The sequence below is a fragment of the Aliirhizobium sp. YIM B11859 genome, from assembly GCF_057163345.1.
The window spans coordinates 699,790-712,839 of sequence record NZ_JBXHAY010000003.1 but is presented as its reverse complement, the minus strand read 5'-3'; the positions used below and the strand labels follow the sequence as shown (position 1 = coordinate 712,839).

Sequence of the window (13,050 nt, the reverse complement as noted above, 5' to 3'; positions counted from 1 at the left end):
GTCGCACCTGCCCAGCATGCGCCAATGCGCTTGCCTGCATTGAATAACATGACTATAAAAATCATGTTATCTGTTTAACCCCCATAAAATTAGGGGCAAAATCGTTGACTCTGTGGTTTTTTAACGGCAATTCCGGGGCAAGCTTGCGGTGCGCTTCTGTCAAGTGCGCAAATTGGCGCAGCTGTCGCTGTCCGTTCAGGAGGGCGGCTTCCCTTTAATTGTTATGGAGAATTTCCGTGGCGGAGCTCACATCCCACAAGCCGTTCAGATGGCTTGTGATTGCACTCGCCGTCGTCCTCTTCCTCTTCGGAGCGGCCTTCGTGGCCGGGGGCGGTTATCTGATCACACTTGGCGGGTCCTGGTATTACCTGATCGCCGGTATCGCATTGCTGGTTTCGGCCTGGCTTCTGGTACGCGGCAGCGCGTCCGGCCTCGCGCTGTTCCTCGCGATCGGTGTCGCGACGGCCATCTGGGGCGTCTATGAAGTCGGCTTCGCCTTCTGGGGCCTCGTGCCGCGTCTGGCGCCGTTCGTCGTCATCGGCATCCTGGCGGCTCTTCTTCTGCCGGCCATGGCTGGCAGCCGTGCCAAGCTGCCGGGTTTCGGTCTCGCCGTGGTTCTTCTCGCCATCGTCGCCTATGGCGTATGGGGTGCCTTCCAGCCGCAGGGCGTTCTTCGTCCCGACGCTCCGGTTACCGCCCGCGCAGCGGCTCAGCCGTCTGAAAAGGGCTCGAACTGGCAGTATTACGGTTATAGCGGCGCCGGCACACGCTTTGCCCCCTATAACCAGATCACCGCGGACAATGTCTCCAACCTGGAAGTCGCCTGGACCTTCCGTACCGGCGAAGAGCCGGTCAAGGGGTCGGAATTCCAGAACACCCCCACCCAGATCGGCGACAACATCTATGTCTGCACGCCGCTCAACAAGGTGATCTCGCTCGATGCGACGACAGGTCAGGAAAAGTGGCGCTTCGACCCGAAGGCGAAGAGCAACACCTTCTGGAACCGTTGCCGCGGCGTCGGTTATTATGAAAGCGCCGTCGTGCCCGAGGGCCAGCAGTGCCATGCACGCCTGATCCTGACGACGATCGACGCGCAGATGATCGCGCTCGATGCCAATACCGGCGAGACCTGCGGTCAGTTCGGTGCAAACGGTGCGGCCAACCTCAAGGACGGCCTCGGCGATGTGAAGGAAACCTACTATTTCCCGACCTCGATGCCGACCGTCACCAACGGTCTCGTCATCATCGGCGGCTGGGTGCGCGATGGTCGCGACACCAATGAGCCGTCGGGTGTCATCCGTGCCTACAGCGCCGAAAACGGCGAACTGGTCTGGGCCTGGGATCTCGGCAATCCGGCGATCACCAAGCTGCCGCCGGAAGGCGAGACCTATACGCGCGGCACGCCGAACATGTGGTCGACGCCAGCCTTCGATGCCAAGCTCGGCCTGATCTATCTGCCGATGGGCAATGCGACACCGGACTTCTGGAGCGGCCACCGCAACGAAGCGTCCAACAAATATGGCGCGTCGCTGGTTGCCCTCGACATTGCCACCGGCCGCGAGCGTTGGCACTTCCAGTTCGTCCATCACGACGTCTGGGACTATGACACCGCTTCGCAGCCGGCTCTCTACGACATGGCAGACGGTACGCCGGTCGTCGTCCAGACCACCAAGCAGGGCGACATCTACGTTCTCGACCGCCGCACCGGCGACCCGGTGAAGAAGGTCGAGGAGCGTCCGGTCACCCAGACGCATCAGGAAGGCGACGCCGTTTCCCCGACCCAGCCGTTCTCGGTGGAGATGCCGCATCTCGGCGGTGCCGTCCTGACGGAAGCCGACATGTGGGGTGCAACGCCGTTCGACCAGCTGGCATGCCGTATTGCCTTCAAGAAGCTCCGTTATGAAGGCCGTTACACGCCGATGATCCAGGGTGCGCGCACGCTGATCTATCCCGGCTTCTATGGTGGCATGAACTGGGGTTCGATGGCGATCGACGAAAGCCGTGGCCTCGGCATCATCAACGATATCCGCATGCCGCAGCTCGCAGAACTGATCCTGCGCGAAGAGGCAACGCCTGCCATGTCGGCCAACATGAGCCATGACGCCGGCGTTCATCCGCAGGAAGGTACGCCGTTTGCGGCCCTTCGTGGCGGCTTCTATTCGCCGCTCGGCGTTCCGTGCCACATGCCGCCATGGGGTACGCTTTCTGCCGTCGATCTGGAAACCGGCAAGCTCGTCTGGCAGCGTCCGCTGGGTTCGGTCGAAGACAGCGTGTTGCCGAACGGCCTCAAGGTTCCGCTCGGCATGCAGATCGGCATGCCGACGCTCGGTGGTCCTTTGACGACCGCCGGTGGTCTAACCTTCTATGCCGGCACGCAGGATTTCTATCTGCGCGCCATCGACACCGCGACCGGTGACGAAAAATGGAAGGGCCGGATGCCGATCGGCGCCCAGGCGACGCCGATGACCTATATGGGCAAGGACGGCAATCAGTATGTGCTGATCGCAGCCGGTGGCGCCCGCCAGAGCCCGCAGCGCGGCGACTATGTGGTCGCCTATCGTTTGCGCAAGTAAGGCCAAGGCGTCACTCCAGGGTGACATTGGAAGGGAGGCGGAGCGATCCGCCTCCCTTTTTCGTCGGCGCATTTCCCGGGTCCCAGGCGCTCGCCAAGGAATTAAGGATTTCGCGTTACGTTTCGACATTGAAAGTGACCGTGTAGGCGATTGCGTGGTCGGCGCGATCCGCTAGGAATTCGCGCGGAATGAATCATTCGGAGAAGTCTTCATGTGCGGAATTGTCGGGATCGTAGGGCAAGAGCCGGTGGCGGCGCGTCTGGTCGATGCGCTGCGGCGGCTTGAATATCGCGGTTATGATTCCGCCGGTGTTGCCACTATCCACGAGGGCCGGCTCGACCGCCGCCGCGCCGAAGGCAAACTGTTCAATCTGGAAAAGAAGCTCGACGGCGAGCCGCTGCCGGGCACGATCGGCATCGCCCATACCCGCTGGGCAACCCATGGCGTGCCGAACGAGGCCAATGCCCATCCGCATTTCGTCGATGGCGTCGCCGTCGTCCATAACGGCATCATCGAGAATTTTTCCGAGCTTAAGGACGAGCTGATCGCCGAGGGTGCGGTGTTTACCAGCCAGACGGATACCGAAGTCGTCGCCCATCTTCTGGCCAAATATACACGCGAGGGCAAAAGCCATCGCGAGGCGATGCTCGCCATGCTGAACCGCGTTTCCGGCGCCTATGCGCTGGTGGTGATGTTTCAGGACGATCCGGGCACGATTCTCTCGGCCCGTTTCGGGCCGCCGCTCGCCATCGGCCATGGCAAGGGCGAAATGTTTCTGGGCTCCGACGCGATCGCCCTGTCGCCGTTCACCAACGAGATCACCTATCTTGTCGATGGCGACGTGGCCATTATCAGCCACAAGGGTCTCGAGGTGATGGATTACCAGGGCCGGCCGGTCACTCGCAAAAGCCAGATTTCCCAGGCGACCGCCTTCATGGTCGACAAGGGCAACCATCGCCATTTCATGGAAAAGGAAATCTACGAGCAGCCGGAGATCATTTCCCATGCGCTCGGCCATTATGTCGATTTCGCCAGCCATACGGTGAAGGCGACCGATCAGGCGATCGATTTCTCCAAGCTTTCCGGCCTTGCGATTTCCGCCTGCGGTACCGCCTATCTCGCCGGCCTCGTCGGCAAATACTGGTTCGAGCGCTATGCGCGCCTGCCGGTCGAGATCGACGTCGCGTCCGAGTTCCGCTACCGCGAACTGCCGCTTTCGCCGACACAGGCGGCGCTGTTCATCTCGCAGTCCGGCGAGACGGCGGACACACTTGCCTCGCTGCGTTATTCCAAGGATCAGGGGCTGAAGATCGGCGCCATCGTCAATGTGCGCGAATCGACGATTGCGCGTGAATCCGACGCGATCTTTCCAATCCTTGCAGGCCCGGAAATCGGGGTTGCCTCGACCAAGGCGTTTACCTGCCAGCTGGCGGTTCTCGCATCGCTGTCGATAGCCGCCGGCCGTGCCCGCGGTACGGTGAGCGAGGCCGAAGAGAAGGCGATGGTCAAACATCTCGCCGAAATGCCGCGGATCATGAGCCGGGTGCTGAACGACATCCAGCCGCAGATCGAAACCCTGTCGCGCGACCTTTCGCGGTTCAAGGACGTGCTCTATCTCGGCCGCGGCACCAGCTATCCGCTCGCCATGGAAGGGGCGCTGAAGCTCAAGGAAATCTCCTATATCCACGCCGAAGGGTATGCCGCCGGCGAGTTGAAGCACGGGCCGATCGCGTTGATCGACGAACATATGCCGGTGATCGTCATTGCGCCCTATGACCGGTTCTTCGAAAAAACCGTCTCGAACATGCAGGAAGTGGCGGCCCGCGGCGGCAAGATCATCTTCATCACCGACGAGAAGGGAGCGGCCGCTTCCAAGCTGGAAACCATGGCGACGATCACGCTGCCGAATGTCGACGAGATCATCGCGCCGATGATTTTTTCGCTGCCGATCCAGCTGCTCGCCTATCACACTGCGGTCTTCATGGGCACGGACGTCGACCAGCCACGCAATCTGGCCAAGTCCGTCACCGTAGAGTGATGTTTGGCGGTTAAGGCTTTTCCTTGCATCGCAGCAAAGCATCCTTCATTGTCGCATCTCATGAATGCGGCAGTGTACATGACCGATTCGAAACAGAATTCCCCAGGAAGATCAGATGAGTGACAGCCCCGAGCGCCTTTCCATGGCTGGTCGGCTGAGGAACAATTTCCTCACCGGCCTGATCATCTGCGCGCCGCTGGCAATTACCGTCTGGCTGACCTTCACCTTCATCGACTGGGCCGACAGCTGGGTGACGCCCTACATTCCGCAGCGTTACGATCCGCAATATTATTTCGACGTGACGATCCCCGGTACAGGGCTGCTGATCGCGGTGGTGTTCATCACCATTATCGGTTTTCTCGGCAAGAACCTGATCGGCCGGACGATCGTCAATTTCGGCGAGTCGATCCTGCAGCGCATGCCGCTGATCCGCAGCGTCTACAAAAGCATCAAGCAGATTTTCGAGACGGTGCTGAAGGAACAGTCGACCTCGTTCAAGAAATGCGGGCTTGTCGAATTTCCGTCTCCGGGCATGTGGGCGCTGGTGTTCATTGCCGGCGACGCGCAGGGCGAGATTGCCGCGAAGCTGAATGCCGATGGCGAGGAAATGGTCGCGGTGTTCATGCCGCCGACGCCGGTACCGACGGCAGGATTCCTGATGTTCGTGCCGAAAAGCAAGATCGTTTTGCTCGACATGACGCCGGAAGAGGGCGCCAAGCTGTTGATCTCCGGTGGTCTGATCGCGCCGGACTACAATCCGGACGGCCCCGCCATCCCGGCTTTGCCTGCGCCGCGCAAGAAGGCCACCAAGGCGCGCCGCAAGGCCGGTGAAGATGCAACGATCATCCCGCCCGCAGAAACCTGATCGCCTCGTCGCGGCGGTGCAGGTATAGCAATACCCGCACGGCTTCGCCGCGCTCGCTGGTCAGATCCGGGTCACGGTCCAAGAGATAGGTCGCGTCCTTGCGGGCGATCTCAAGAAGATCGGCATGGGCGGCAAGGCTGGCGATCCTGAAGCCGGGCGTGCCGGACTGACGGGTGCCGAGAAGTTCGCCTTCGCCGCGCAATTTCAGGTCTTCCTCGGCAATCAGGAACCCGTCCTCGCTGTCGCGCAGGATGGACAGGCGGGCATGGCCGGTTTCGCTTAAAGGCCCCTTGTAGAGCAGGATGCACGTCGAGGCCTCGTCGCCACGACCGACGCGGCCGCGCAACTGATGGAGCTGGGCAAGGCCGAAGCGTTCGGCATGTTCAATCACCATGATCGTCGCATCCGGCACATCGACACCGACTTCGACGACGGTGGTCGCCACCAGCATGCGGATCTCGCCGGACTTGAAGGCGGCCATCACCGCATCCTTCTCCGGACCGGCCATGCGACCATGCACGAGGCCGACGTTTTTCGCACCGAGTTCGCGGGCGAGAACTGCAGAGCGCTCTTCCGCCGACATCAGTTCGGAGACGTCGGATTCTTCCACCAACGGGCAGATCCAGTAGGCTTTCTTGCCTTCGGCGATCGCGCTTTTCAGGCGGGCGACGATGTCGCCGATGCGTTCCGTCGGCACGGTGACGGTCTGGATCGGTTTGCGGCCGGCGGGTTTCTCGGTGAGTTTCGAGACGTCCATGTCACCGAAAGCGGCGAGAACGAGCGTGCGCGGGATGGGCGTGGCCGTCATCACCAGCATATGCGGCGAGATGCCCTTCGCGGTCAGCCGCAGGCGCTGGTGGACGCCGAAACGGTGCTGTTCGTCGACCACGGCCATCATCAGGTTCTTGTAGCTGACCGTATCCTGGAACAGCGCATGGGTGCCGATGACGATCTGCGCTTCGCCCGACGCGATCCGCTCGACGATCGCCTCGCGTTCGCGGCCCTTGGTGCGGCCGGTCAGGAGCTCGACGGTGACGCCGACAGCACCTGCGAGTTTCGAAATGGTCGAAAAATGCTGGCGGGCGAGGATTTCGGTCGGGGCCATCAGCACCGCCTGTCCGCCTGCCTCGACGGCGGCCGCCATCGAGAGCAGCGCCACCAAGGTCTTGCCGGCGCCGACATCGCCCTGCAACAGCCGCAGCATGCGGTCTTCGCCCTGCATATCTTTGGTGATGTCCTCGACCGCGACCTTCTGGCTGGGGGTCAGCGAAAAGGGCAGGGCGTGGACGATCTTTGCTGCGAGATCGCCCTTCACCCGGATCGGCTGGCCCGGCACCTTGCGGATCTTCTGGCGCACCAGCGCCAGCGACACCTGGCCGGCGAGAAACTCGTCATAGGCGAGCCTGCGCCGTGCCGGCGCGTTGGGATCGATGTCCTTTTCGTCCTCCGGTTCGTGCAGGTGCCGGAAGGCATCGCTGACCGACGGGAAATTCTGCTTCTGCGTCAGCGCCGCATCGGCCCATTCGGGAAAATCCGGCAGACGCTCGACGGCGCCTTCGATGACCTTGCGCAGCGTTTTCGGCGACAGGCCGGCGGTCAGCGGATAGACCGGCTCGACCAGGGCAAGGTTCTGCGCTTCCGCGACCTTCACCATGAAATCGGGATGGACCATGGAGGCCCGGCCGTTGAACCAGTCGACCTTGCCGCTGACCATGACCTGCTCGTCGAGCGGCAAGGATTTTGTGAGCCAGTCGCCCTTGGCGCGGAAAAAGGTGAGCGCCAGTTCGCCGGTCTCGTCATGCAGGAAAACCCGGTAGGGCTGGTTGGTGCCGCGCGCCGGCGGCTGGTGGCGGTCTACACGTCCCTCGATGGTGACAATCGTCCCTTGAGGTGCCAGCGCAATGCCCGGCCGGTTGCGCCGGTCGATCAGCGAGAAGGGGGCATGGAAGAGAAGATCGACGACACGGCAGTCCTCGGCATCCTCGCGGCCGGTCACCTTGGCGATCAGGTCGGCGATCTTCGGCCCGACACCGGGCAGCGACGAGGCGGAAGCGAATAGCGGATCGAGTATGGCTGGGCGCATGGCCGATAGATGCGATGACCGCGCAGGATTGGCAATGCCAGTCCGGTATTTTTGCCTGCCAGAACCCAACAAAATCAGCAGGGCAAACCGTTCGCCCCAGATGGCCCCGACTGGTGCTGATGTCAGAGGTTCTGGTGGAGAAATCTTGCGACATCGGCCTCGATCCGGCGATGGATCTCCGGTCGGTCGATGCCTTCGGCGTCCTGGCATATAAGGGCAGCTTCCGCCATCAGGCTTTCAGGGCAAGGATCGATGAAAACGAAATGCCGGCCCGGCACGACGATCATCCGGGGTGGCGACGGGAGATTGCGCGACAGGGCTAGCGCATTCCGGGCCGCCTTGAGGTCGCTATCGTCCTCCGGCCGCAGCAGCAGTGTCGGAACGTTTACGCTCGAAAGACCGGCCTGATCGAACAGCATGCTCAACGGATCCATCAGCACCAGTGCCTTGAGGCGCGGTTCGCGCGGTGCTTGCCAGTCCTTCAGCAGGCTGACGGCCTCCGGCTCGCTGTTTTCGGCGGCGCCGCGGCATGAGCCGATGTCATTTCGTCCTTCTCCGGCGCAATAGGCCGAGGCCAGCGGAAAATCGGGGCGGGCGCCTGCCAGAACGAGGGCGGTATAACCGCCGGCCGAATAGCCGATCATGCCCAGTCGATCCGCATCTATGCCGCCGGCAAAACGCGGGTCTGCGAGGACAGCGGTCAAAGCCTTCTGCGCCTGGCGCGGGCGCGCCATCAGGATGCCGGCCTGCTGCTTCATCCTTGGCCGCCCCGCGGCATCGCCGAGATGCATGGGGGCGACGACGACAAAGCCGTCGCGTGCCAGGCTTGCCGCCAATTGGCGATGTCCCATTGGCGTTCCGCCGCTGCCATGGGAGAGGAGGAGGACGGGGAAGCGCTCTCCCTGCACTATGTTTGCATTCGGTGTCGCGGAAATCGTGAATGGGCCTGCCTGCCAGGTCTTTTCACTGCCGGCGATCGGATACCAGATCATCGTATCGAAGGCGCCGTCCCGATCGCCGACCGATATCCGTGCATAGCCTGCACCATGGCGTGCGGACGATGACGCATTGCCGTCGCCGACAGCCAATGAAGGCAGCATCAACAAAAGACATAAAAGGCTGAATATCCGCAGCAAGTCAGGCTCCTATTCCGTGTCGCACCAAGTCAGTGAAATTTTGCGACATTGTATCGTATTTTGCGCGGTGGGGGATGTTTTTGAACGGATGTCGGTCGCTTTGGATTGGGCGATGCCGGCGAGGCACCGGATGCGGGAGCAACACTGCTTTTCACCGAAAAAGCGGTTTCCACATGCCGAAGCCATGCTTTATAGAGGGCGCGCAACAAAAAGGTTTCGGACATGACCGGATTGGCACGCACCAGCGCCGACCTCGACCCGCGCCGCAGGCGCATCCTCTATCGCTGCTGGCATCGCGGCATTCGCGAGATGGATCTCGTCTTCGGCTCGTTTGCCGAGGCGGAGATCGCAAAACTCTCCGATGAGGAGCTCGACGAGTTCGAGGCTATCATGGCCGAGGATGATCACGACCTGCATGCCTGGATCACCGGCGCACAGCCGCTGCCCGAGGATCGCGATACGCCGATGTTCGCCCGTGTCGCAGCCTACAAGCCGGATTTCGATATCGTCACCAAAGAATCGCTGAAAGAGAAACTCGGCCAATGATTTCCGGATTTGACGCGAAGAAGATCGCGAGCGCCTCGACGCCGCTGACGATCGGCAATGTGCCGCCCGGCATGGAGCCCATGCTGTTGGCGGAGCTGGCCCGCTCCGGCCAGTCGGTCGCCTATGTTCTGTCCGATGGCCAGCGGATGCCGGATCTGGAGCAGATGCTGTCCTTCGTCGCGCCGGAAATCCCGGTCCTGTCGCTGCCGGCCTGGGACTGCCTTCCTTACGACCGCGTGTCGCCGAGTGCCGATGTCTCCGCCCGCAGACTGGCGGCTTTGTCCGGCCTGATCGCGCATGCGAAAAAACCGCATCCGTCAATCGTGCTCGTCACCGTCAACGCGATGCTGCAGAAGATCGCGCCGGCGGAGATCATCGAAAGCCTTGCTTTTTCTGCCCGCCCCGGAAACGTGATCCGCATGGACGATATTGCGGCCCGGCTGGAGCGCAACGGTTTCGATCGTGTGTCGACGGTGCGCGAGGTCGGTGAATTTGCCGTGCGCGGCGGTATTCTGGATGTCTTCGTGCCGGGCTCGGAAGAGCCGGTGCGGCTCGATTTCTTCGGCGATACGCTGGAAACGATCCGCTCGTTCGATCCGGCCAGCCAGCGTACCACTGGGCAGGCGCGGTCGCTCGATCTCAATCCGATGAGCGAGGTGACGCTGACACCGGATACGATCAGCCGGTTCCGCACCAATTACCTGTCGCTGTTCGGCGCAGCCACCCGCGACGACGCGCTTTATCAGGCGGTCTCCGAAGGTCGTCGTTATGCCGGCATGGAACACTGGCTGCCGCTGTTTTACGAAAGGCTGGAAACGGCCTTCGATTATCTTGCAGGCTTCAAGATCGTCACCGACCATACTGCCCGCGAGGCGGCGAACGAACGTTCCAAGCTGGTCATCGACTATTTCGAGGCGCGCCGCGATCAGGGCAGCGCCGGCAAGGGTGCCGCCGCGCATTCGACGCCCTATAAGCCTGTCTCTCCCGGCCAACTCTATCTCGACGGCAAGGCCTTTGCTTCTGCACTGGACGAGGCGGTCGCGCTGCGCTTGACGCCGTTCAACGAAATGGATGCATCGGGTCGCCCGGTGGTGACGCTCGATGCACATACCGGTCCGCGCTGGGCGAAAAGCCAGGCGGAATCGGGCGCCGAAACGCAGGACCGCGACGAGCGGGTGAATGTCTTCGATCTCGTCGTCAAACATATTGCCGACAAGCGGGCAGAGGGTGCCAAGGTTCTCGTCACCGGCTGGTCTGCCGGTTCGCTCGATCGTCTTCTGCAGGTGCTGGACGAGCGCGGGCTCAAACGGATCAAGCCGATCGACAAGCTGGCCGATCTCGACAAGCTGGAAAAAGGCGAGGCGGCGTCTGCCGTGATGAGCCTCGAGGCAGGCTTCGAGACCGGCAATATCGTCGTCATCGGCGAACAGGATATTCTCGGCGACCGGATGGTACGCCGCGGCAAGAGGCGCAAGCGCGGGGCCGATTTCCTCACCGAGGTGGCGGGTCTCGACGAAGGATCGCTGGTTGTTCATGCCGAGCATGGTATCGGCAAGTTCGTCGGCCTGATCACCATCGAGGCGGCCGGTGCGCCGCGTGCCTGTCTCGAACTGCATTATGCCGATCAGGCAAAACTGTTCCTGCCAGTCGAAAACATCGATCTGCTTTCGCGCTACGGCTCGGATGCGGCGGAAGCCAATCTCGACCGTCTCGGCGGCGGCGCATGGCAGGCCCGCAAGGCCAAACTGAAGAAGCGTCTGCTCGACATGGCCGGCGACCTGATCCGCATCGCCGCCACCCGCATGGTGCGCAAGGCGCCGGTTCTGGCGACACCGGAAGGGCTTTACGACGAGTTCGCCGCCCGTTTCCCCTATGACGAGACGGAAGACCAGGAAACCGCGATCGAATCGGTGCGCGAGGATCTCGCCGCCGGCCGGCCGATGGACCGCCTCGTCTGCGGCGATGTCGGGTTCGGCAAGACGGAAGTCGCCTTGCGCGCGGCCTTCTTCGCGGCGATGAACGGGGCGCAGGTGGCGGTCGTCGTGCCGACGACGCTTCTGTCGCGCCAGCATTTCAAGACGTTTACCGAACGGTTCCGCGGATTGCCGATCAAGATCGCGCAGGCATCCCGGCTGGTGACGGCCAAGGAACTGGCGCAGACGAAGAAGGATATTGCCGAGGGCAAGGTCGATATCGTCGTTGGCACCCATGCGCTCTTGGGCGCCGGCATCCAGTTTGCCAATCTCTCTCTCCTCATCATCGACGAGGAGCAGCATTTCGGCGTCAAGCACAAGGAACGGCTGAAGGACCTGAAAACCGACGTTCACGTTCTGACGCTTTCGGCAACGCCGATCCCGCGCACGCTGCAGCTGGCGATGACCGGTGTGCGCGAACTGTCGCTGATCACCACGCCGCCGGTGGACCGCATGGCAGTTCGCACCTTCATCTCGCCGTTCGATCCGCTGGTCATTCGCGAAACGCTGATGCGCGAGCATTACCGCGGCGGCCAGAGTTTTTACGTCTGCCCGCGACTGGCGGATCTCGCCGATATCCAGGCTTTCCTCCAGTCGGACGTGCCGGAACTGAAGGTCGCGGTCGCGCATGGCCAGATGGCGGCGGGCGAGCTGGAAGACATCATGAATGCCTTTTATGACGGCAAATATGATGTGCTTCTGTCGACGACGATCGTCGAATCGGGTCTCGACGTGCCGACCGCCAATACGCTGATCGTCCACCGTGCCGACATGTTCGGTCTCGCCCAGCTCTACCAGCTGCGCGGCCGCGTCGGCCGATCGAAGGTGAGGGCGTTTGCGCTGTTCACCCTGCCGGTCAACAAGACGCTGACCCAGATGGCCGACCGCCGCCTCAAGGTGCTGCAGTCGCTCGACACGCTCGGCGCCGGTTTCCAGCTGGCGAGCCACGACCTGGATATCCGTGGCGCCGGCAATCTGCTCGGCGAGGAACAGTCCGGCCATATCAAGGAAGTCGGTTTCGAACTTTACCAGCAGATGCTGGAGGAGGCCGTGGCAGAAGTGAAGGGCGAGGACGAGGTGATCGATACCGGCTGGTCGCCGCAGATTTCCGTCGGCATCACCACGATGATCCCGGAGACTTACGTGCCGGACCTGCATCTGCGCATGGGCCTTTATCGCCGTCTCGGCGAGGTGCAGGAACTGTCGGAGATCGATGGTTTCGGTGCGGAAATGATCGACCGGTTCGGGCCGATGCCGCCGGAAGTGCAGAACCTGCTCAAGGTCGTCTATATCAAGACGCTCTGCCGCAAGGCGAATGTCGAGAAGGTCGATGCCGGTCCGAAGGGTGTCGTCATCGTCTTCCGCGACAAGCAGTTCCCCAATCCGGCCAATCTCGTCGGTTATATCGCCAAGCAGGGTTCGCTCGCCAAGATCCGTCCGGACCAAAGCATTTTCCTGAACCGCGATTTGCCGACGCCGACCAAACGCCTGACGGCCGCGGCACAGATCATGACGCAGTTTGCGGAGCTGGCAAAGGGGTAAGCCGGTCAGGTGGGAGGCCGGGTTCCTTTCGGACATGGGTCCCCCTTGGCGATCTCGGGCATTTCATCCTGGTCCTCGGGTGAAATCCGAGGATCAACCCGAGTTCGGACGGGGCGCTGAAAGCTGCCTCGCATGAATAGAAATAAGTGGCACCTCTCAGCGCCCCGTTCGGCCGTTTTTATCCGCGACTCCGGTCTCTCTGTCTTGGCCTTTCGGGATGGTGTTCGTCTGGCTTGATGGAAAACGGGCGAAACGACTTATCGCCAACCCACCATGTCACCGCCGCCGGGTTTT

The 13,050-nt window shown here is 61.9% G+C and carries 7 protein-coding genes; 5 read left to right on the top strand and 2 right to left on the bottom strand.

Annotated elements, in window-relative coordinates; all coding sequences use genetic code 11:
• Positions 1-236: 236 nt before the first annotated feature.
• The 3 genes from AC2GXZ_RS15650 (at position 237) to AC2GXZ_RS15640 (ending at position 5,476) form a co-directional block, all read left to right on the top strand.
• On the top strand, positions 237-2,573 hold the full coding sequence (locus AC2GXZ_RS15650) for a membrane-bound PQQ-dependent dehydrogenase, glucose/quinate/shikimate family (protein ID WP_483760077.1): 2,337 nt from the start codon (positions 237-239) through the stop codon (positions 2,571-2,573).
• Positions 2,574-2,784: 211 nt separating this feature from the next.
• Positions 2,785-4,611, top strand: a complete 1,827-nt coding sequence (glmS, locus tag AC2GXZ_RS15645; RefSeq protein ID WP_483760076.1) for a glutamine--fructose-6-phosphate transaminase (isomerizing) — start codon at positions 2,785-2,787, stop codon at positions 4,609-4,611.
• Positions 4,612-4,726: 115 nt separating this feature from the next.
• Positions 4,727-5,476 (top strand): DUF502 domain-containing protein, encoded by a 750-nt coding sequence (locus AC2GXZ_RS15640; protein ID WP_483760075.1) that lies wholly within the window; start codon positions 4,727-4,729, stop codon positions 5,474-5,476.
• Here AC2GXZ_RS15640 and recG read toward each other — a convergent pair.
• Both recG and AC2GXZ_RS15630 read right to left on the bottom strand, forming a co-directional pair.
• A complete protein-coding gene (recG, locus tag AC2GXZ_RS15635; RefSeq protein WP_483760074.1) occupies positions 5,454-7,559 on the bottom strand; it encodes an ATP-dependent DNA helicase RecG in 2,106 nt (701 codons plus the stop codon). The genes AC2GXZ_RS15640 and recG overlap by 23 nt on opposite strands.
• A 122-nt stretch (positions 7,560-7,681) precedes the next feature.
• Positions 7,682-8,695 (bottom strand): alpha/beta hydrolase family protein, encoded by a 1,014-nt coding sequence (locus AC2GXZ_RS15630; RefSeq protein WP_483760073.1) that lies wholly within the window; start codon positions 8,693-8,695, stop codon positions 7,682-7,684.
• Positions 8,696-8,917: 222 nt separating this feature from the next.
• On the opposite strand from AC2GXZ_RS15630, the gene AC2GXZ_RS15625 reads away from it, so the two are divergent.
• Both AC2GXZ_RS15625 and mfd read left to right on the top strand, forming a co-directional pair.
• Entirely contained in the window at positions 8,918-9,241 is a 324-nt protein-coding gene (locus tag AC2GXZ_RS15625) for a succinate dehydrogenase assembly factor 2 (protein ID WP_483760072.1), read from the top strand.
• Complete coding sequence (mfd, locus tag AC2GXZ_RS15620; RefSeq protein WP_483760071.1) at positions 9,238-12,756, top strand: transcription-repair coupling factor; 3,519 nt, start codon at positions 9,238-9,240, stop codon at positions 12,754-12,756. The genes AC2GXZ_RS15625 and mfd overlap by 4 nt, the downstream gene beginning before the upstream one ends.
• Positions 12,757-13,050 lie beyond the last annotated feature (294 nt).